Source organism: Terasakiella sp. (assembly GCF_048267425.1).
Taxonomy (GTDB): Bacteria; Pseudomonadota; Alphaproteobacteria; order Rhodospirillales; family Terasakiellaceae; genus Terasakiella.
This window is the reverse complement of sequence record NZ_JBLWXN010000001.1, coordinates 327,779-349,016: the sequence shown is the minus strand read 5'-3', so window position 1 is coordinate 349,016 and position 21,238 is coordinate 327,779. Positions and strand designations below refer to the sequence as shown.

Here is a 21,238-nt window from a genome sequence, read left to right as displayed (position 1 = left end):
TTGCTAAATCAGGTTTTGGTGTCGTCGTTACGCGCTGCCGCAATTTCATCGGGGCTGAGCGTGGCCATAGAACCGGAAATTTCACCACCTTCTTCAATAACGATCCGACCATAGCGCACGTTTCCTTTAACGCGGCCGCCACTGCGAACCGTCAGGGTTTTATAAGCATAAAGTTCGCCATCAAACACGCCGGAAATATAGGCTTCTTCCACATGGGCGCTGCCGGTATAAACCCCGTGGGAAGAGACATCCAGAACACGCGCATCGGTGATTTTGGCATCCACGTTGCCTTCAACAACCAATGTTTCACAAGCGGTGATTTCCCCACTCAGCGAAATTTCACGACCTACGGTCAACGTGCGCGGGTCTTGATAGTTGCGTTGGTCGCCACGTCGCGGTGTGGCACCGGGAATATCCATTAAACGGCGTGCCGCAATATCCGGGCGATAACCGGGGGAAGACCCGGAAGAGGCCGCATTGGGTACAGCCGGTTTACTTGGCGGGGCCGGGGTATGTGTACCTTTTGACGAAAACGGCTTCAAAGGCGGCAACTGCTCGACTTTGTCTTCGTTGTTCGTCTGTGCAGCCGGTTGCTCAGTTTTTGTTTCGGTGGATGCTTTGTCGCCGTTTTTATTACGCCCAAACATGCTCACACATACTCCTTAAGAACTCTGTTCCAGCATCAGGAATTTCGGCTCCTGTCGCCAGCGATGGAAAAGATGGACCATAGCGGCTGTGCCAACTACGGGTGCCAATAGGTTTACCAGAGGAATCGTCAACAAGAAAGCAGTCAATGCGCCCGCGATCAGCAATCGTCCCTGATAGGCTTTACGCAAGGCTTTGGCTTTCTTGACGCCGACACGACGCTGGCCAACCAATTCAAAATACTCTCGACTTATTAAATAGCCGTTAAGGGAATAAAAGACCAGCAGGTTGACAGCCGGAAATAGCAAATAAATCGGTAAAGCGAGAATGTTGAGCAATAACATCACGCCTGCAAATTTAATGGCTTCAACCAGTGTCTCCCCCCACGGAATGGAATCGGCAGGGGGGAGGTCAGGATAGTGTTTCTTTTCAACCGCTTCGGCAATATCTTCCAATAAAAAACCGATAATGACAGAAGCCACAGCAGGAAAAAGTAACCAGACAACGGCAATGGTTGCAATGGAACCCAGCCAGTCAATTGCGGTATCCACCCACGGAATATTGACCAGCACGCTTTCAAATAAAAAGCCTGTTACCGCGCTGAAAAGCAACAAGAACGTGACCAAAGCACCGAGAACGCCTAGAAAAATGACTTTTCGGAAAGTGGGGTCGGGTAACTGTGCGAAAGATTTTGTGAAAGCGGAGATCATGAGACTCTATCGTGTTCTTTATATCGATTCGAGGGTTGATTGTTTTATGTAGCCCGATCATCGCCCGCAGGAAAGGGCTTTGTTGAGGAAATCGAGAATTAAGACATGAATTTTGTCATGTGCGGTTTGTCGATCAAAGCCGGGATTGTCGTTTGCCAGTTCCCCAAGTTGAGATTTCACATCCTCGTGAACCGGGGATAGATAGGAAAAATGCCCGGCTTTTTTGGTAACGTGATAATCGCATCCATTGGGCAGGTTCTCGCGGATTTCCGTACTATGAAAGGGATGACGTAAAATCATATCATGTTCAGCGCGAAAAATTTGTACGGGAACCTTAATGTTTTGCAAGCTGGCAGGTGGAAACAAACCGCCGCTGACCGGGGCAAGGGCAATGCAGGCCTTATAGCGCGGATCATAGGTAACAGGCAGGTAATCCTCGTCAAAGCCATCGCGCACAATAACCTCATATCCGCTGAAAATGGGGTCGAATTCCCGGTTCATGCGAATATGTCGGGCCAATCCTTTTACATAAGGGGTGGCCCCAACACAGGTCAGGGCCGTAAACCCACCCAGTGAAAAGCCGAAAACGGCGATTTTTTGCGGATCAATAACCGGATCCCATTTATTATCTGCAAGCACCATATCCAGTGCCGATTTCAAATGGCGTGAACGTCCACTGTAGGACCGGGCAGAGCCCACCGCGCTGTCATCAAAAAAATTGTTATGGGGATGTTCCGGGACCAGCACGATATAACCGTTCTCGGCCAAAAACTCCGCCGTTTTGCAATGTCCGAAACGTGTCCCGCCGGACCCATGCGACATGACGACTAGGGGGAAATATCCCGGTGCGATATCGCCGTTTTTGGCAACATGAAACTGATAAACACCTTGGCGCAAATCTTGGGCGGGTGTTTCGGTGGGATACCACAAGGCACAGGGAAGGTCGCTTGCGCGCAGTGTGGTAAAACCGGCGTGATAGGTCATTGGGGGGCTTTAGAACAATTAAGAGGCTGTATGGGTTTCAATGGCATCCCAAATCTGGCTTTCCAGACAGGATCCATCAAAACGATTGATTTCTTGCAGGCCAGTGGGTGACGTGACGTTAATTTCAGTCAGATAATCGCCGATAACATCAATGCCGACAAAAATCATGCCGCGTGCCTTCAGTTCCGGGCCGATGCGTTCGCAAATTTCGCGTTCTCGCGCGGTTAGCTCGGATTTCGCGGCCTGTCCGCCGACATGCATGTTGGAGCGCGCTTCGCCTTCTGCCGGAATACGGTTGACGGCCCCGGCTGCCACTCCATCGATCAGGATAATGCGTTTGTCGCCTTTGCGCACATCAGGCAAGTAGGCTTGAACCATGATCGGTTCGCGGTAAAGTTCGCTAAACATTTCAATCAGGGAATTGAGGTTTTCATCCCCCGGTTTGATATGGAAAACCCCGGCACCGCCATTGCCAAACAGGGGTTTGACGATGATGTCTTTATGTTTATCACGAAAACGTTCGATTTGTTCTTTGTTGCTGGTAATCAAGGTCGGCGGCATCAGGTCGGGGAATTTGGTGACAAACAGTTTTTCGGGTGCGTTGCGCACCTCTGCCGGGTTGTTGACGACCAATGTCTGGGGATGGATATGTTCCAGCAAATGTGTGGCGGTAATATAAGCCATATCAAACGGCGGATCCTGACGCATCAAGATGACATCGACATCATCTTGCAGGTCGATCCAACTTGCTTCGCCCAATTCAAAATGATTGCCATGTTCGCGTTTTAACGTCATGGGCCGGGCATACGCCACCACGCGACCATCTTGCATGGTTAAATCTTTGGGGTGGTAATGGAAAAGCGTATGGCCGCGTTTTTGGGCCTCAAGCCCCATCACGAAAGTCGAATCCCCATTGATGTCGATGGTTTCGATCGGGTCCATTTGAATAGCAACGCGCAGGGACATGTGTTTTCCTCACCTTAAAATGATATGAAATCAGATATAGACCAACTTATAAGGTGGTGCCAGTTGTTGATGATAAAAAAGTTGTGAAGCCTGCGGGGACTAACTTTGCGTCTTATTTTGCAAATCTGTCAGAATCCGTTCGGTATGGCGAATGGCATCCATATCCGTTGTATATTTTAATGCCGTTTTCAAGTCTTGGATCGCCTCGGATAATTGACCGATACGGGCATGCAACAGGCCGCTGTCGCGCCAAAAGGCAGGCGATGATGGTTCCAGAATATGACAAATTTCCAGTATTTCGAGGGCTTGCGGCACCTGATCACAGCGCAGGAAATGCGCTTTGATTGCCCCCAAATGGCGAATAAACAGCGTTTTGGCAGGCAGCATATCGTAGAACAGCGGTTGTAATTCCGCTTCGGCACCGCCCAGAACTTTGATCATTTGACGTAGGGTATAAGCATCCAGTTCGATGCAGCCTTGAAAGGGATCGAGAATGGCGCGTTTTGCCCCATGTTCAATACAAATCAGGTTATAACCGGGGAAGTTCAGCCCGAACACCGCCCAACCGCATTGGCGCGTACAATGGATGAACAACATACTGAGACACAAGGCTGTGCCGTATTTTTCATCCAGCAGGCAGGCCATATTCATATGATCAAGATCGTCGTACGCGTCTTCATCCCCCTGAAATCCTTTTTCTTTGCAGAACAGAGTTTGCAGGGCCTCGACTTTGGCTTGTAAGGGATCGTTATGCAGGCACAAGCCTTGAAACCGTGTGTTGAGGTCTTGTGACAGGCGCGTGATTTCATCGCGGTAACGGCTCAGATCAAGGGACGGTTTAAGAACCTTGCCGACCAAAAGGCCCGCTTCACACAGATTGAAGGTTTCTTCATCTTGTTGTGCAAGAGACTGAAAGCCATGTTGGATTTGACCGGGGAGTGTCATGATGCGTCGCTCAGGACTCTTTCTTCTTTCGGACGATACATGGATTTGCTTTCTTTGACCTCGACATGTGAAACGACTTTGCGCACGTATGGGATGGATTTGGCATGGGCAATAAACCGACGCAGTTCCCCATGACTTTGGGCGAAACCGATGACATAAACCGTTCCGCCCTCAGTATCGTATTTATAGTTAATATCCATGATTTGCCCGTCAAACGTCAGGGCAGCAAATAAACGTGTGTTAATCAAGGTATCATGGGTGAAATCTTCAATACCGGTTTCTCGTTTCAGCACAATATCGTTGTAAACATCTTTAATACCATCCACTTTCCAGACAAGAGCAATGGCTTTGGCGCGTTCTTCTTCGTTTTCAACCGCGCCCATGACCATCGCTTTGGAATTATAGACAATCACGGATAAGTCAGAGGCATAAGACAGTTTTTCCTGTGCCCATGCACCGACGATGTCGGCTTTTAACCCCAAATCGTTTGTCGCGCCTTCCAGCCCGCGTTCTTCCATCGCGTAGGTGCCCGCTGTGGTCCCAACGGTGGTTAAAACCCCCAACGGTGTGCAGGCCATAAGGATAAGGCAGCTCAAGCTTAAAAAAGCAAAACGGGTGATCATCTTTCGTCGTACCATGCGTTTTTCAAATGTCTGGGCAATCTATGGGGGGAAATTGCCATAAAATCAAACCGAATATCCCTATCAGCATAACGCTGATTTGCAGAAAGAAAAGCCTCGGCTGCGACAATCAGGCGTTTTTGTTGAGCAAGGGAAAAAGACTGCAAGGCGAGATCAAGACTGGGGCGCGATTTTACCTCAATAAAACAAAGGGTCCGCCCCTTTAGCGCAACAATATCGATTTCACCACCGCGTGTGCGCAGATTGCGCGCAAGGATACGATATCCCTTTAAACGCAAAGTCCAAGCCGCCAGCTCTTCCCCCCAACGCCCAAACCGCACCGCTTTTAATTTTTTGTCCATCATAGGGTGGATTAGGGAAGGGTCGGGGGCTTTTTATGGTGAGATTAGAATTTAAGGCGTCATATAATTTTGAGGCTGACCTCAGAATTCATTATGTTCACAAGCTATACTAAATGTTTATTCAGGGATAGAGTAAACAACAATGAGATAGTCTATCATTAATTTTCTATTTCTCTGTTCTATTTGATTTTTAAGGATCTGATTTTGTTCGAAAAAATGGGTTTTAACTTTTCTTATTCGAAGAGAATGGAAAAGTACGAAGTGAATATTCTACTTTTAGGTATGCTTTTTTCAGCATTATTTTATTTTTTATTTGATTCTAGTTATGATGATATAAGTATATTTTATTTTATATTTACATCTGCTGCTTTTATTTTCTTTATAATAAGAAATTTATATTTTATTTTATTGGTTTTGTTGATTATTTCTTTATCTTTTTTGGTTTATTTTTTATTTGGATTATTTTTTAGTTTTATTTTTTCTGTTATTTTTTGTTTATTTGTATCATTGTTGTATAATGGTTTTTTTGATATTGGTAAAAAGTTAGCAGCTTTTCTATTATCAATTTGTTTTCCTCTTTTTTCTTATTATAAAAATGATTATCTTGTTATTTTTAATAATGGATTTGAGTTAAGTGTGGTTTTTATTCTTGTTTTTTTAGCCTATTTTGTAATTAGTGATTAAAATTTTGCGGAATTTAAGGCAAAATTTTAGGAATTCTGGAGGCAGTTACCTAATTAAATTTCGAGGTTGACGGACTGTTTCGTGTTGCGCCATTGCTACAGCATGTTGAGAGCTGGCAGCGTTTTCTCGCGGATGATTTGCCGCAAAAGGACCATTTAAAATTACAACAGTACGAAAGGACCGGACGACCTTTAGGCGACGACAACTTTGTTCAAAACTTAGAGGAACAGCTTGGCCGCCCTTTATTGCCTAAAAAGCCCGGGGGAAGTTGGAAGTTGAAGTTGAAGTTGCGAAGTTCGAAGTTGAAGTTCGGGGGACAGTTACCGAATTACTTGCCTAAGCTTTTCATACCTCTTTCAGAAAATGAAGGAGAATTCCGGGGTCAGCCACCTAATTAATTTCGAGGCTGACCCCGGAATAGGCAGTCCCCCGAACTCCAGGAAGAGAGATCGGTAACTGTCCCCCGAACTGGAACAAAAGCATTTTTTGCACTAAGAATGCAATCTGAAGTAATTTTCTTAAAATCACATGGAACATTATCAATCAGTATTTGAGCGTACTCTTGATATAGCTGAATATCTCGTTGCATAATTCCTCCTAATAATTATCAATGAAGCCGTCTGTAATATTACCATCGCAATAATCAGTGACAGCTACCTATTGTTCTCATCAACGAGACCTGAGCCTATATTTTGGCGAAAAAAAGAAATGATGTTCGTATTGAACTCTTTATGAAAGGCGGCACGGTCAAAATTCGGTTTGTCCCTACACAGTTCTGGTAAGGCTTTGGCAAGTTTTGGCGGGCATATGGTCAAAAAAGCGAAATGGCTTGTGTTGGGGACAATATGCAAAGTAGGTTTTGCGGGCAGGTTGTGTGCAACTGCGGGAACATCTTTTGGGGACACACCATGTCCCCCTTCCTGAGATGCCCACAAGTCTATGGGCTGAGAGATGTCTTTTAGGTTATCTGGTGTGGCAAATACATTACTGAGGGGGTCAACAATAACATAAGCCTTAATCCGAGGGTCGCGACTTGGTGGTAGTATGGGCATATCTTTTACGTGGGGATGTTTACAAGTCACGTTTGACCCATCCGTACAAGGGACACGGAGTTTATCAAAGTTAGGGCGGGCACCTGCAAGGACAAGCCCCGTATAACCTCCCCGCGAAAAACCGAAGAAACCAATGGCATCTGGATTTATTGATGCCGCGTTTGGTGACGCGCTCAGCATGAAAGTAATGAGACGTTTGATGTCCATCGGGCGGGTAATCAAAGCCTTAAGGTTACGAAATCTTGTTTTATTGGTCGATGTGTCATCAGGATGGTTGAGAGCGACCACCATGAAACCTGCATTGGAAAGAGCTTCGGCTGTATCATGGTGGCTGAGACTTGTTCCGCCAAACCCGTGTGACATGATAATCAAAGGTAGGTTTTTTCCCACAACCGGACAATCTCGAACACCGGGAAGAACGAATGGTCCAGCTTGTATGTCTACGGGAGCACTCGCGCATGGTGACCATTGTACAGCCTTGATGATCGGGCCTGTCTTATCAGCGGGAACTTCAATTTTTTTCAGCCCGGCGGCATGCGCAAGGGGAGCTGTGAAAGTGAGGATAGCGACAAGGACCATGATTATAAATTGCATCATTTTTCCTAAATACAGTTCACGAGACAGGTATTAAGCAATCGGTGATCCGTTGCTATTACGATCATGTTAAAACGTAATATAATTTCGAGGTTGGCCTTAGAATTCTCTTAGAGTGCGTAACAATACCGAATTTACCCCATCACGTCACGCAATGTGGAAAAAAGTATCATAGCGAACTACCCCGAACTAGAACTAGGCGAACTCAACTCAGTTAGGGTGCTTCTGGAAGGACTTTATATTCGGCTTTTTGATAAGGAATTCCGTTTTTATAAAAAACATCGTCATAAGGTAAAAATCCATTTTTTATATAGAAAGGTAAGGCTGCTTCTCTGGCATCACACCATAGTGTTGAAATTTTTGTTTCAGATAGAAAGGTTTGTATTTCTTTCAACATTTTTGAGCCAAGTCCCTTTTTTTGCATATGAGGAAGGATCGCAAATTTTCGCAAACGGACTTTCATTTCTCCATCAGGAAATAAGGATGCAACGCAGACGAGTTTCTGATCAATGTAACCACCGAAATGGTGGGCTGTATCATCTTCAGTCATCATACAATATTCTATCGGCTCATCAGGCCATAAAACCCTATGACGGATGTTGTAGGTCTCTTTTGTGGTGATTGTTTGGAATTTAAACATTAGTGTAGCAACCATTAGGGAAGTGTAAGCAATCGGTGGCAGGTACCTATTTTCGGAGGATTTTCATGGTGAGTTTGAGAAAGGGATAGGGATTAAAATCAAAAAATTATACCGGTTTGTTGAAAAGTAATTTAAAATTTTTTCTATGGATGAGAAAGTACGCGTTCGAAAATCTGTTTATGAAGACATCCCTCAAATTGCACTCTTAATGAAGGATTTGGGCTATGGTATGGCTAGCCTATCGCAATTAGAAGAGGTATGGAAAAAAATTCATTCAAATTCCACCATGGAAATATTAACCGCTGTCACTGCCAACGAGATTGCAGGTTATTTGTCTTACTCTTTTAAACCCCAATTACGCATACAAGGGGAGATTATGGAGATCGATGAATTAAGCGTAGGGGAAAAATATCGAGGGCAAGGTATTGGGACAGTGTTGCTCAAACACTCTATAGAAATCGCTCAAAATATCGGGGTAAAACGAATTATCCTTTCCACGAATAAGGAAAGAGAGAGCTATAAAAGAGGCTTTTATAAGAAACACGGGTTCCACGAAAAAAAATCGGCTTGGATGGCTTTAGACGTTTCTACGGGCAATTGAGTTCCGGGGTCAGCTACGAAATTATCTTTCTTGATTGCGCAACTTAATTAGGTGGTTGACCCCGGAATAGGGGAACCGGAATACCTTGAGGCTGACGAGGATGATTATTTCTATTCGGACGCTGAAACCGGGGTACTAGAGCAAACGTTTGTGACGAATGATTGATCGTTTGAATAGAGACTTTTCAAAATTTTTTTATCTAAGTTTGTGTACTTTATTCTTTTTCCATCAAGTATCGACTCATTATTAAGTATTGTACATGGGGTTCCTGCCATTAGCATGAATGCTTTTTCCAAGCATAGAGCCGTTTCAACTTGACTATTTGTGATATCATTAAATATTAAAGTAAGATGAATTTCTCCACCATTGGTTAAATTTCCCGAAAAGCAGTTTGTTTTTCCTTGTTTTTTAATTTCATCAAATAAATGATCAATTTTTTCTATGTATTTTCTGCTATTTGATTGTGCCCGAAAATTTTTATGATATTTACCATTGATAGACATTTTATTTATGTCATCAAAAACAATGAACACATTTGGTGCTTTGGTTTCATCATGGACAATTAATCCATTGCTTATCTTAAGGAAATTTGTCAATGCAAGTCCCACACTTAATGACATCGATTTTACTTTCTCAAAATTCTCAGTTTCTGCTAAAAATTTAGTAGAAAAAGGCTTTTTCCATATTGAATAAACATTATTATCATTAGCTAATACATAAGAAGAACTACATAATAAGTACATTGTTACAAATAAAATACATTTGAACATTTAAGTTTCCCCCACAAATAACCGGTGACAGCTACCTATTTCCCTCTCTCAACCTCTTTCAACGAACCGTTACATTCGGTGTAAAGATATAGCCGGCGCCATAGACGGTTTTGATCATGGTGGGGTCTTTGGGGTCGGCTTCGATTTTTTGGCGCAGGTGGCCGATATGTACATCGATGGAGCGATCAAAGGGGGACGATTCCCGTCCACGGGCCAAATCGAGCAATTGATCACGGCTCAGCACCCGGTTGGGGTGGCTGGCAAGGGCGCAGAGCAAGTCAAACTGCGCTGCCGTCAAAGGTGACTCGTCGCCTTGCGGGTCAATGAGTTTACGCGCCATGCGATCCAGCACCCATCCGGCAAAGCGCATTTCAGAGATATCTTCACCTTTCGGCGTGGCTTGTGCGTTGCCTTTGGCCCGGCGCAGGACGCTGCGCACGCGTGCGCGCAGTTCGCGTGGTTCAAACGGTTTGGAAATGTAATCGTCAGCGCCCAATTCCAGACCGATGACCATATCGGCGGTTTCGCCCATTCCGGTCAGAATAATAACGGGAATATGGTTTTGTTGACGGATTTCACGCAGCAGATCGAGGCCGTCTTCGCCCTGCAACATCAGATCGAGAACAACCATATCCACATCACCCTTGGCGATTTTTTCCTTCATTTCCTGCCCGCTGGAGGCAGAAGAGGCACGAAAGCCGACACCGGTTAAACAGCGTTCAACCAGCGAGCAAATATGCGGTTCGTCATCAACAACCAGAATATGGCCCGTATCTGTCATTTCTTCCCTGACTTTATTATTGCATTTTTGTAGGTTGGCGGGATTTTAACCGATGTTGCCCCCCCTGCAAAGCTGAAAAAACAAGAGGACTCAGTCGTTTCGGTCCAATGCCTTGCGAACCCGTGTGGCGATTTCCTGTCGTTCGAACGGTTTGGCGACCAAGTCCAGTTCATCCTGAATAAGGCCGGTTTGATCCATCACCTTATCGGGATAGCCCGACATAAACAACAAAGGCAGGTCTGCGATTAACGTGCGCGCTTGTGTGGCCAGTTCAATGCCGTTTATACCGCCGGGCATCTCGATATCTGAAAACAACAGATCAAATTCCGGATCGCGTTCCAGAATGCCCAAGGCCTCCACCCCGTCGCTGGCGGCAACCACATCGTAACCGAGACGGCGCAGGCTGTTGGTGGCAAATCCGCGCACGCCGGGATCATCTTCGACCAACAGGATACGTTCTGTTCCCTTGGGCAGGTTGGTTGCGCGCTGGGCGATGGGTTCATATTCCCCGACTTTGGTGCTGCGCGGCAAGACAAGGCGGAAGGTTGTACCTTCACCCGGTGTGCTTTCGACCTGTAACTGACCGTTGGATTGACGCACAAACCCGTAAATGGTGGAAAGGCCCAAGCCGCTGTTCGGTCCTTTTTCTTTTGTGGTGAAAAAGGGCTCGTAAATGCGTTCAATAATTTCAGGTGACATGCCGGAGCCGTTATCGCGCACTGAAATCACCACATAATCGCCCGGTGTCAGGTCGACACTGCGATCGGAAAAGACATTCTTTAAGGTGACGTTTTCGGCATAAATCCCTAATTTACCCGCACCGTTCATGGCGTCGCGCGCATTGATGGCGAGATTGAGGATTGCGTTTTCCAATTGGTAGGGATCAATCAGGACGGGCCAGATATTCTGGTTGATATGCATATGTGTATCGATCTGGGAACCCACGGCACGCGCAACCAGTTCTTTCATTCCGTTGATCAGCTCGCCTGTGTTACTGATGCGGGGTTTTAAGGGTTGGCGCCGGGCAAAAGCCAAAAGCTGTTTGACGAGGTCGGCGCCGCGCCGTGCGGCATCCAAGGCAGGTGACACAAGGTCCATCGTTTCGGAATTTTCTTCTTCTTCTTCTTCCAAAACGGACAGGTTGCCAACGATGATGGTCAACAGGTTGTTGAAATCATGGGACAGGCCGCCGGTTAATTGACCGATGGCTTCCATTTTCTGGGCTTGGCGGTATTTGAATTCGGCGGTGCGCACATCGGTCACATCCTGACCGAGAACGAAATAACCATGAACTTGATTGTCATCGGTCATATGCGGGATGAAAGAGACAAGAACATGCAGTTCTTTATTTTCAGCAACATTCAGCACAAATTCACGAGAGGCGCGTTCACCGCGCAAGGCCGCACGAATGCAGGGCAAATGTTCGCGATATACTTTTTTACCCAAAACTTCTTGTGCGGTGCGTCCAACGATTTGGGCCGGGGTGCGTCCGAACCATTCCTGATATTGGCGGTTGGCGAAGGAATAGGTCAAATCTCGGTTGACATAACCGATCAGGGCCGGAACCGTATCGGCGATCAGGCGAATTTGTTCTTCGGAAATTTTTAAGGCATCCAACGCGTTTTTAAGCTCAGCCGTGCGTTTTTGAACACGTGCTTCCAATTCGTCATTGGCTTGGCGCAAGGCCCGTTCGGCCATTTTACGTTCGGTGATATCTTTGTAAACGGTGACGAAACCGCCCCCGGGAATCGGATTGCCGCGGACTTCAAGGATCATGCCGTTGGGGCGTTCACGCTCCATTGTATGGGGCAGGAATTTGCGGGCTTCTGCGACTTTGTCTTCGATGATATCTTTAACGGGAAATTGACCATATTCACCGCGCTCAGCGTTATATCGGATGAAATCTTCAAACGGTGCGCCATAATATGCGAATCCCTCCATCGGGAAATCTGTCAGTTCAAAAAACTTGGAATTCCAGGCAACCAGCTTTAAATCCGCGTCATAAATAGAAAAACCATCATCGAGATGCTCAAGCCCGGTTTGGACGAACGCCCATTGCTGCGCATCTAAAGAGGGCGCTTCCAATTTATTAAGCAGCTGTTTATTAACGATTTTATTCGCTTTCGCCATAATCATATCCGTTTTTAACTTATATTTAGGCTAGCGAAAAGAGGATTTGATGGGGCGAACTTTACATTCCTTTACAATGTTTATCCGCTTCTTGAATGTCTCTGCATTGACCCTTCACAGTTTTCAGGTAGCCTCTACACAGTCGAATAAGACGTTTACGTGAACGTTGCGCTTTTTGTTTCGCTAGAAACTAATTTAGTGATATCAAATAAGACGCTGTAAATAAGCAAGAAAGAACGGCCTTCTCAAAAATAAGGGGCCGATGTGACGGGGAGAAAATACATGACAGGGCAAACCACGCCCATATTGGAAGTCGACGACATTTCCTTGCGTTTCGGCGGTGTCCGTGCGCTCAGCAATGTCAGTTTCAATGTGAAAAAAGGTGAGCTGTTTTCCATCATCGGTCCGAACGGAGCGGGGAAAACATCGTTATTGAACTGTATTTCCGGGCGGTATTCACCGCAGGAAGGGTCTATTAAATTTAAAGGCCAGGAAGTCACCAAGATGACACCGAACCACCGTGCCGAACTGGGTATGGGGCGGACATTCCAGAACCTGGCGCTGTTTGCGCATATGTCTGTTCTGGATAACATCATGGTTGGTCGTCATCACCTGATGAAAAATAATTTCCTGTCAGGCAGTATGTACTGGTTTGGTGGCGCGCAAAAAGAAGAATTGATCCATCGCCGCGAAGCCGAAGACATTATCGACTTTTTGGAAATCTCCCATATTCGTAAATCTGTTGCCGGTACATTGTCCTACGGTCTGCGCAAACGTGTTGAGTTGGCGCGCGCCGTTGCTTTGCGTCCCGACCTGATTTTGCTGGACGAACCGATGGCCGGGATGAACCTGGAAGAGAAAGAGGATATGGCGCGCTATATCGTCGATCTCAACGAAGAATGGGGCATGACCGTTATTATGATCGAACACGATATGGGCGTTGTTATGGATATTTCCGAACGCGTCATGGTGTTGGATTTCGGTAAGAATATCGCCGAAGGTCTGCCGGATGAAATTATGAGCAACGATTACGTTAAGCGCGCTTACCTCGGTGAAGAAGACGACGCTGACGAAAATGCATCCGACGAGGTGGCATAAGATGAGCGAACAGTATTGCGACATCAAAACGCATAATACTTTCCCCAAGATTTTGCGTTACAATGCACAGAACTGGCCGAATGAAACCGCCATGCGCGAAAAAGAATTCGGTATCTGGAATGAATATACATGGGCAGATTATCAGGAAGAAGTGAAGCTTCTGGCTGTTGGTATGCATGTACTGGGTTGTGGCAAGGGCGATACGGTCGGCCTGCTGGGTAAAAACCGTCCCGAATGGGTATGGGGTGAGGTTGCTGCACAGGCAATCGGGTCCATGTCTATGGGGATTTATGAAGATTCATTGGGACCGGAAGCGTCCTATTTGATCAATTACGCCGAAACAAAAGTCGTTATCGCAGAAGACGAAGAACAGGTCGATAAACTGCTGGAGCTGGAAGACGTCACTTCCATCAAGCATATCGTTTATTGTGACCCGCGCGGCATGCGTAAGTACGATGATCCGCGTTTGATTGACCATGAAAAACTCAAAGAAATCGCAACCGATGCCTTGAAAAAGAATCCCAAGCTTTATGACGAGCTGGTCGATCAGGGCAAAGATGATGATGTTGCCATTTTATGTACAACGTCCGGGACGACATCAAATCCGAAACTGACCATGTTACAGTCCGGTCCGTTTTTAGACCATTCGCTGGCTTATTTGCGTGCCGATGGGCGTATGCCGGGCGATAATTATGTGTCTGTTCTGCCGTTACCGTGGATTATGGAACAGGTTTATGTGGTTTCTCAGGCTTTGATTGCCCGTGTGATCGTAAACTTTGTGGAAGAGCCGGAAACCATGATGGCCGATCTGCGTGAAATCGGACCGAGTTTCGTTTTGCTGGCCCCGCGTGTTTGGGAAAATATCGCGGCTGATGTGCGCGCCCGCATGATGGATTCCACTAAATTCAAACAGAAAATGTTTGAATGGGGGATGAAGCTGGGGATAGAAGCGCTGGATCAGGGCCGTCGTTCCAAATTGGCTGATTTTATCTTGTTCCGTGCGTTGCGTGACCGTCTTGGTTTCACCAACTTACGTTCTGCGGCAACCGGTGGTGCGGCGATGGGGCCGGATACGTTCCGTTTCTTCCTCGCAATGGGTGTGCCGTTGAAACAGCTGTACGGTCAAACAGAAATGGCGGGTGCTTATACCATCCACCGTGGCGATGACATTGATTTCGATTCTGTTGGCTTCCCATTTGATAATGCCGAAATCAAAATCATCAACCCGGATGAAGAAGGTGTGGGCGAAATCGTTTCGCGCAACTCCGGTATGTTCCTCGGTTACTACAAAAACGAGGAAGCAACCAAGGAAGACGTTCGTGACGGTTGGATGCATACTGGCGATGCCGGTTACTTCAAGAAAGAAAACGGTCATTTGGTTGTGATCGACCGGATCAAGGATTTGGCGGAAACGTCAACCGGGATTCGTTTCTCCCCACAATTTATCGAGAATAAACTCAAGTTCTCTCCGTTTGTGGCGGAAGCCGTTATTTTGGGTAAAGACCGTCCGTATCTGTCGGCTATGATCTGTATCCGTTTCTCCATTGTTTCCAAATGGGCGGAACAAAATCAGATTACCTTTACCAACTATACAAACCTTTCTTCATTGCCGCCGATTTATCAGGCCGTGAAAAAAGAGATTGAAAAAGTTAATGAGACGCTGCCCGAAGCGCAGCAAATCAAAAAATTCGTTCTACTTTACAAAGAGTTGGATGCCGATGACGGCGAACTGACCCGTACCCGTAAGGTACGTCGTAAAGTGGTTGCAGAAAAGTACGCAGATATTATCGATGCGATTTATGAAGATAAGCCGGAAGTGCATATCGACACGATGATCCAGTTCCAAGATGGATCCAAATCACGCATCGTCACCGACCTGGTTGTGGAAACAATGGACGGTGCATCAATTCAAACAAATAAAGCTGCGGCTGAATAAGGGAGGACGATAAATGAACTGGGATCTGCTTATCCAGCTGCTTATGAACGGGCTGATCATCGGCTGTTTATACGGCGTGGTCGCGATGTGCTTCGTTCTAATCTATAAATCGACACAAATTGTAAACTTTGCCCAAGGGGAATTTCTCTTGATCGGGGCGTGGGTCTGCTGGTGGTTCTTGACCACTTGGGAACTGCCGTTCATCGTGGGCTTCCTCTTTACATTGGGCTTTATGACCGTATTCGGGATTGCCTTGCAGGTGATTGTCCTGCGCCCGATGATTGGCGAGCCGATTATCTCCGTCATCATGGTGACCATCGGTCTGAGCCTGTTTTTCCAGGCAAGCATGAAATGGATGTTTGGTGTAAACGTTCAGCCGTTCCCGCGTGTATTTGATACGCAAACGGTTGAGTTCCTCGGCTTCCAAGTGCAAACGGCTTATATCATGAGCCTTGTGATATCACTCTTCATCATGATCGGTTTTGCATGGTTCTTTAAAACATCCAAACACGGTCTTGCCATGCGTGCGACAGCGTTTGACCAACAGGTTGCTCAATCTTTGGGTATTTCGGTTAAAAACGTATTTGCGATGGCTTGGGCAATTTCTGCGGTTGTTTCTGCGGTTGCCGGTGTGGTTATCGGGATTGTAAACGGGGTGTCCGACACCTTGGCCTTCATCGGGATCAAAGTGTTCCCGGCGGTTATCCTCGGTGGTCTTGACTCCATTATCGGGGCAATCGTTGGTGGGATCATTATCGGTCTGTTGGAAAACTTCGCTGAATTTACCGATAGTCAATGGTTCCATGTAGGTAACCTGTACACGATCGCGCCGTTCTATGTATTGGTCATTATCTTGATGATTAAACCGTACGGCTTGTTTGGCACAAAAGATATTGAGCGAGTGTAATTAGATGGCTGGTTATAATATGATGCGTTGCGGGGAATTCCGCACGACTTACGAGAAAGACACAACCATCTTTCCGACCCCTATGTCCAAGAAGTTTGCTCTTCTGGGTGTGTTACTTTGCGCTGTTGCGCCGTTGCAATTTGGTGAATTTTCACTGGTAAGCCCGACAATCCTGACCTTGATGATCCAAATCGGATATCTGTCGATCGGGGCTTTGGGGCTGAACATTCTGGTGGGCTTTACCGGTCAAATTTCATTGGGCCATGCCGCATTCTTCGGGTTCGGGGCATTTGCTTCGGCCTGGATGAACAATGATTTCTCTATTCCGGTCTTTTTCTCCATTCCGTTGGCAGGTGTGCTGACAATGGCAATCGGGATGTTATTCGGGATGCCGGCCGCGCGTATTAAAGGTCTGTACCTTGCGATTGCGACTTTGGCGTCCCAGTTCATTCTGGAAGATTTCTTTGCCCGTGCCGATTGGTTCACCGGGGGGTCTGCCGGTGCTTTGGCAAATCCTTTCGAACTGTTTGGTTTTCAATTGTCCGGGGACCGTAGTTATTATTACGTCGTTCTGTTCTATATGATTGCCATGTACATTCTGGCAGCAAACCTGATGCGTTCGCGTGATGGCCGTGCCTTTGTTGCGGTGCGTGACCACTACTTGTCTGCAGAAGTCATGGGCATTAACCTGACATGGTACCGTGTCTTGTCTTTCGGTATTTCTTCTTTCTATGCCGGGATCGCAGGCGCTTTGTTCGCGCATTATCTGCAATATGTATCTGTAGAAAGTTTCAACCTGTTCCTTTCCATCCAATTTATCGGCATGATCATTATTGGGGGATTGGGCAGTGTGATGGGTTCCCTGATGGGAACAGCCTTCATGGTCTTATTGCCTGAAGTTATGCAAGGGGCGGCGGGTATGATTACCTCCACCGACTGGGGTAACATTCCGGCAATTACCGAAGGTATCAACTTTATGAAAGAGATGGTCATCGGTTTGGCAATCGTCCTGTTCCTTATCTTTGAACCGGACGGACTGGCACACCGCTGGCGGATGATTAAAGCTTATTGGAAGCTTTATCCCTTCTCTTACTAAGCTCGATAACGAGAAATCGTTACGTGAATACTGTGGGGCGATAAAAGCAAGACCAAACGCCCCGGATCACCTCTTCAGGAAGGTTAACTTAATAAAGGGAGACGCATTTCATGCGCAAATTACTTTCAGGCCTGTTGGCCACAACGACGGCGGTTGCTTTTGCCGGTTCTGCACTGGCAGCTGACAAAGTTTTGATTGCCAACTTGGCTGACTTGACAGGTCCGACCGCTTCTGTATCCAAGCCGTTTACACAAGGCAAACAGGATGCGGCAGCATACTTGAACAAACACGGTGGTATTGCCGGTATGGAAATCGATCTGGACACAGTCGATTATGCATACGCTGCACCGCGTGCGATTGCTCAGTACAAATCATGGAAATCAGCAGGCGTTAAGGTTATCCAAGGTTGGGGAACAGCGGATACAGAAGCTTTGGTTGGTTTCGTAAGCCGTGACAAAATCCCTTACTACTCTGCGTCTTATTCTGCTCACCTGCAGGATCCGACAGGTAAATCCGAGCATGTGAAAAAAGGTGCACCTTATAACTTCTTTGCTGGTCCGTCTTATTCTGACGGTGCGCGCGCTGTAATTCAGTGGGCGGCAGCTGATGCCAAAGAAAAAGGCATTGCCAAGCCGAAGTTCGTTTACATGGGCGACAACCACCCTTATCCGAATGCTGCGAAAAAAGCGGCGAAAGGTTATGCAGAAGATCTTGGTTTCGAAGTTGGCAACGACATTATTTATTCAATGAAGCCGGGTGATTTCAAAGCACAATGCCTGACATTGAAAGAGTCTGGTGCAAACTACGCGTACCTTGCCAACACAGGCGGTTCTGGTATTGCGCTTTTGAAAGCGTGTAAATCTGTGGGTGCTGGCGTTCAGTTTGTAACCAATGTTTGGGGTATGGATGAAAACGTAATGAAAGCGGCTGGTGCTGCAGCAGACGGCGTTGTCTTCCCGATGGGTGCAGCAGCTTATGGTGCTGACGTTCCGGGCATGAAACTGGTGAAAGAAATTAACGCAGCCGGTTCAAATGAAGAACACCACCCTGTGCACTATATGCGTGGCGTTTGTTCCTTCTTCTACATGAAAGAAGCAATGGAATGGGCTGCAGCAAATGGCGGCATCACCGGCGACAACATCAAAAAAGGCATGTACCAGAAGAAAGATTGGGTACCGACTGGTCTTGAAGGCGTTTGCCCGGCAGGCACTTGGACAGCGGAAGATCACCGTGGTCACATGGATGTTTATGTCTATCAAGCCAACGTAAAAGGTGATGTTGACCCGAGCAAGTCTGTCCCTGAACTGTTGAAAGACGGTACAATCGGCATGACAAAATTGTTCGATGCGAAATTGGAGCGTAAGCCCGAGTGGCTTGGCCTCTAAGGTTCACCTTCCTGAGGTGTTGGAGTGTCCCCGGACAGGACGATTTGTCCGGGGCCTCCGATACCCTCGCTAAATTAAAATTATATATTTATCCATTTTATAAAAACAAATCGCTCGAATTTTTCGCGGGCAAGCAGGGAAAAAGGAAAAAACGATGGCAGAGGCAGCTATAGCAAATGACAATGCAGACCTGATGCTGAGTGTAAACAACATCGAAGTTGTTTATAACGAGGTTATTCTGGTACTGCGTGGTGTCTCTCTGGATGTACCGAAAGGCGCACTGGTGACTTTGTTGGGTCCGAACGGTGCGGGCAAATCAACCACATTGAAGGCCATTTCCGGTCTTTTGGGAACGGAAGACGGCGAAGTGACCCGTGGTGAAGTCATTTACAATGGTAAAAACGTTGCCAACGGCAGTCCGGATCAGATTGTCCGCGATGGGATCTTTCAGGTGATGGAAGGCCGCCGGATCATTGAAGATATGACGGTTATTGAAAACCTGCGTCTGGGTGCCTATACCCGCAAAGACAGTAATGCCGAGATCAAGGCCGACATTGAAAAAGTTTTCCATTATTTCCCGCGTTTGAAAGAACGGACGGGTCTGGCAGGTTATCTGTCGGGTGGGGAACAGCAAATGTTGGCAATCGGACGCGCGATTATGTCCAAGCCTGATATGATTTTGCTGGATGAACCGAGCATGGGTCTGTCGCCTTTGTTGGTGAAAGAAGTGTTTGAAATTATCCGGACTTTGAACAAAGAGCTGGGCATTACCATGTTGCTGGTGGAACAGAACGCCAATATGGCGCTGAAACACTGTGATTACGGGTATATTATGGAATCCGGTAAAGTGGTTCTGGATGGAACGCGTGAAGAACTGCTGAGCAACGAAGATGTCAAAGAGTTTTATCTCGGCGGTGGCGGTGAAGAACGCAAATCCTTTAAGAACCTTAAATCCTATAAACGTCGTAAGCGTTGGCTGTAAATCAGACTCAGCACTCAGGCCAAAAAAGATAACTACAGGGTAAAACCATGAGCGACCAACACTATTACGACGAACTGGAAACACGCGATCAGGCGCAGCGCGAAAAGGAACAGTTCGCCCAGCTTTCCACACAGCTTACCCACGCGAAAGCCAATGCTTCTTTTTTTACGGATCTTCTAAAAGATATTGATCCGCAATCTATTAATCGCGAGGTGCTGGCGAGCATTCCGGTGACACGCAAGTCCGATCTCGTCACGAAACAACGTGAATTGCCGCCGTTTGGGGGAATGACGGCGCAAGGAAACGGCTTGATTGGCCGTTTGTTTCAATCACCGGGACCGATTTATGATCCGGAAGGTCGTCAGCCAGATTATTGGCGTACGGCACGCGGGTTTCATGCCGCTGGATTTCGTGAAGGTGATGTGGTTTTAAATACGTTATCTTACCACATGACACCGGGTGGTTTTATTGTGGAAGGTGGGGCACGTGCCTTGGGCTGTGCTGTTATTCCCGCCGGCCCGGGCAATACGGAACAACAGCTTGAAATCCTGCGTGATTTAAAACCGAACGGGTACTGCGGCACACCGTCTTTCCTGCGTATTTTGCTGGAAAAATGTGATGGTGCAGGGATTGATACCAGCTTTATGAACAAGGCCTTGGTGACAGGCGAAGCCTTGCCGCCATCGGTGCGCGATTGGTTTGAAGCGCGCGGTATTAAGGTTGGTCAGGTTTATGCAACGGCAGATATTGGCGCGATTGCCTATGAATCACCGGCACGTGAGGGCCTGATTGTTGACGAAGGCGTTTTGGTTGAAATCGTACGTCCCGGTACAAATGATCCGGTCGTAGAAGGCGAAGTTGGTGAAGTGGTTGTTACAAACCTGACCTCGCAAGCTTACCCGTTGATCCGTTTCGGTACAGGTGATTTGTCGGCTGTTCTGGCAGGCGAAAGCCCGTGCGGACGTAAAAACATGCGCATTAAAGGCTGGATGGGTCGTGCTGATCAAACCACCAAGGTAAAGGGCATGTTTGTCCATCCGGGCCAAGTCAATCAGGTGGTGAAAAGTTTTGATGAAATTCAAAAAGGACGCCTGGTGGTGACAAACGCAGACAACCGCGACGCTATGACCTTGCAATGCGAAGTGGAAAACGGCACAGACGATTTGGCAAAAGCTATTGGTGAGACTGTGCAAACAATTTGTAAATTGCGCGGTGGCATTGAATTTGTTGCCCCGGGCAGCTTGGCCAATGACGGGAAGGTTATCGACGATATCCGTACCTATGAATAAACAAACCTGATGCGTTAAGCAAAAGCCCCTGAGGATATTTTCAGGGGCTTTTTTTTATGGG

At 46.9% G+C, this 21,238-nt stretch carries 21 protein-coding genes; 9 read left to right on the top strand and 12 right to left on the bottom strand.

Annotated elements, in window-relative coordinates; translation table 11 throughout:
* Positions 1-8 precede the first annotated feature (8 nt).
* The 7 genes from ACN0VA_RS01645 to ACN0VA_RS01615 form a co-directional block, all read right to left on the bottom strand.
* Positions 9-647 (bottom strand): bactofilin family protein, encoded by a 639-nt coding sequence (locus ACN0VA_RS01645; RefSeq protein ID WP_417819451.1) that lies wholly within the window; start codon positions 645-647, stop codon positions 9-11.
* A 15-nt stretch (positions 648-662) separates the two neighbouring features.
* Positions 663-1,355 (bottom strand): EI24 domain-containing protein, encoded by a 693-nt coding sequence (locus ACN0VA_RS01640; RefSeq protein WP_417819450.1) that lies wholly within the window; start codon positions 1,353-1,355, stop codon positions 663-665.
* A 57-nt stretch (positions 1,356-1,412) separates the two neighbouring features.
* Positions 1,413-2,339, bottom strand: a complete 927-nt coding sequence (locus tag ACN0VA_RS01635; protein ID WP_417819449.1) for an alpha/beta hydrolase family protein — start codon at positions 2,337-2,339, stop codon at positions 1,413-1,415.
* Positions 2,340-2,357: 18 nt separating this feature from the next.
* Entirely contained in the window at positions 2,358-3,305 is a 948-nt protein-coding gene (gene gshB, locus ACN0VA_RS01630) for a glutathione synthase (RefSeq protein ID WP_417819448.1), read from the bottom strand.
* A 99-nt stretch (positions 3,306-3,404) separates the two neighbouring features.
* The gene (locus ACN0VA_RS01625; RefSeq protein ID WP_417819447.1) at positions 3,405-4,250 is read right to left on the bottom strand and encodes a tetratricopeptide repeat protein; all 846 of its coding nucleotides are present in this window, start codon (positions 4,248-4,250) and stop codon (positions 3,405-3,407) included.
* Entirely contained in the window at positions 4,247-4,888 is a 642-nt protein-coding gene (locus tag ACN0VA_RS01620; RefSeq protein WP_417819446.1) for a BON domain-containing protein, read from the bottom strand. The genes ACN0VA_RS01625 and ACN0VA_RS01620 overlap by 4 nt, the downstream gene beginning before the upstream one ends.
* A complete protein-coding gene (locus tag ACN0VA_RS01615) occupies positions 4,870-5,235 on the bottom strand; it encodes a YraN family protein (protein ID WP_417819445.1) in 366 nt (121 codons plus the stop codon). The genes ACN0VA_RS01620 and ACN0VA_RS01615 overlap by 19 nt, the downstream gene beginning before the upstream one ends.
* 243 nt (positions 5,236-5,478) lie before the next feature.
* Between ACN0VA_RS01615 and ACN0VA_RS01610 the strand changes: the two genes are divergently transcribed.
* A complete protein-coding gene (locus ACN0VA_RS01610) occupies positions 5,479-5,916 on the top strand; it encodes a hypothetical protein (protein WP_417819444.1) in 438 nt (145 codons plus the stop codon).
* Between the two features lie 653 nt (positions 5,917-6,569).
* Here the strand turns inward: ACN0VA_RS01610 and ACN0VA_RS01605 are convergent.
* Together ACN0VA_RS01605 and ACN0VA_RS01600 are read right to left on the bottom strand one after the other, a co-directional pair.
* Positions 6,570-7,565 (bottom strand): alpha/beta hydrolase family protein, encoded by a 996-nt coding sequence (locus tag ACN0VA_RS01605; RefSeq protein ID WP_417819443.1) that lies wholly within the window; start codon positions 7,563-7,565, stop codon positions 6,570-6,572.
* Between the two features lie 211 nt (positions 7,566-7,776).
* Complete coding sequence (locus ACN0VA_RS01600; RefSeq protein WP_417819442.1) at positions 7,777-8,202, bottom strand: GNAT family N-acetyltransferase; 426 nt, start codon at positions 8,200-8,202, stop codon at positions 7,777-7,779.
* 145 nt (positions 8,203-8,347) lie between these two features.
* On the opposite strand from ACN0VA_RS01600, the gene ACN0VA_RS01595 reads away from it, so the two are divergent.
* On the top strand, positions 8,348-8,803 hold the full coding sequence (locus ACN0VA_RS01595; RefSeq protein ID WP_417819441.1) for a GNAT family N-acetyltransferase: 456 nt from the start codon (positions 8,348-8,350) through the stop codon (positions 8,801-8,803).
* A 110-nt stretch (positions 8,804-8,913) separates the two neighbouring features.
* On the opposite strand, the gene ACN0VA_RS01590 is transcribed toward ACN0VA_RS01595, so the two are convergent.
* The 3 genes from ACN0VA_RS01590 to ACN0VA_RS01580 form a co-directional block, all read right to left on the bottom strand.
* Positions 8,914-9,573, bottom strand: a complete 660-nt coding sequence (locus ACN0VA_RS01590; RefSeq protein ID WP_417819440.1) for a hypothetical protein — start codon at positions 9,571-9,573, stop codon at positions 8,914-8,916.
* Positions 9,574-9,631: 58 nt separating this feature from the next.
* Complete coding sequence (locus ACN0VA_RS01585) at positions 9,632-10,354, bottom strand: response regulator (protein ID WP_417819439.1); 723 nt, start codon at positions 10,352-10,354, stop codon at positions 9,632-9,634.
* A gap of 90 nt (positions 10,355-10,444) precedes the next feature.
* On the bottom strand, positions 10,445-12,484 hold the full coding sequence (locus ACN0VA_RS01580; protein WP_417819438.1) for a PAS-domain containing protein: 2,040 nt from the start codon (positions 12,482-12,484) through the stop codon (positions 10,445-10,447).
* Between the two features lie 282 nt (positions 12,485-12,766).
* On the opposite strand from ACN0VA_RS01580, the gene ACN0VA_RS01575 reads away from it, so the two are divergent.
* The 7 genes from ACN0VA_RS01575 to ACN0VA_RS01545 all read left to right on the top strand — a co-directional run bounded on the left by ACN0VA_RS01575 (position 12,767) and on the right by ACN0VA_RS01545 (position 21,177).
* Positions 12,767-13,582 carry an ABC transporter ATP-binding protein gene (locus tag ACN0VA_RS01575; protein WP_417819437.1) on the top strand — a complete coding sequence of 272 codons (816 nt, stop codon included), beginning with the start codon at positions 12,767-12,769 and terminating at the stop codon, positions 13,580-13,582.
* A gap of 1 nt (position 13,583) precedes the next feature.
* Positions 13,584-15,518 (top strand): long-chain fatty acid--CoA ligase, encoded by a 1,935-nt coding sequence (locus tag ACN0VA_RS01570; RefSeq protein WP_417819436.1) that lies wholly within the window; start codon positions 13,584-13,586, stop codon positions 15,516-15,518.
* Positions 15,519-15,531: 13 nt separating this feature from the next.
* On the top strand, positions 15,532-16,425 hold the full coding sequence (locus tag ACN0VA_RS01565; protein ID WP_417819435.1) for a branched-chain amino acid ABC transporter permease: 894 nt from the start codon (positions 15,532-15,534) through the stop codon (positions 16,423-16,425).
* 4 nt (positions 16,426-16,429) lie between these two features.
* Complete coding sequence (locus tag ACN0VA_RS01560) at positions 16,430-17,521, top strand: branched-chain amino acid ABC transporter permease (protein ID WP_417819434.1); 1,092 nt, start codon at positions 16,430-16,432, stop codon at positions 17,519-17,521.
* A 110-nt stretch (positions 17,522-17,631) separates the two neighbouring features.
* Complete coding sequence (locus ACN0VA_RS01555; RefSeq protein WP_417819433.1) at positions 17,632-18,906, top strand: ABC transporter substrate-binding protein; 1,275 nt, start codon at positions 17,632-17,634, stop codon at positions 18,904-18,906.
* A gap of 154 nt (positions 18,907-19,060) precedes the next feature.
* Positions 19,061-19,888 carry an ABC transporter ATP-binding protein gene (locus ACN0VA_RS01550; RefSeq protein WP_188660906.1) on the top strand — a complete coding sequence of 276 codons (828 nt, stop codon included), beginning with the start codon at positions 19,061-19,063 and terminating at the stop codon, positions 19,886-19,888.
* A 47-nt stretch (positions 19,889-19,935) separates the two neighbouring features.
* Entirely contained in the window at positions 19,936-21,177 is a 1,242-nt protein-coding gene (locus ACN0VA_RS01545; RefSeq protein WP_417819432.1) for a phenylacetate--CoA ligase family protein, read from the top strand.
* Positions 21,178-21,238: the final 61 nt, after the last annotated feature.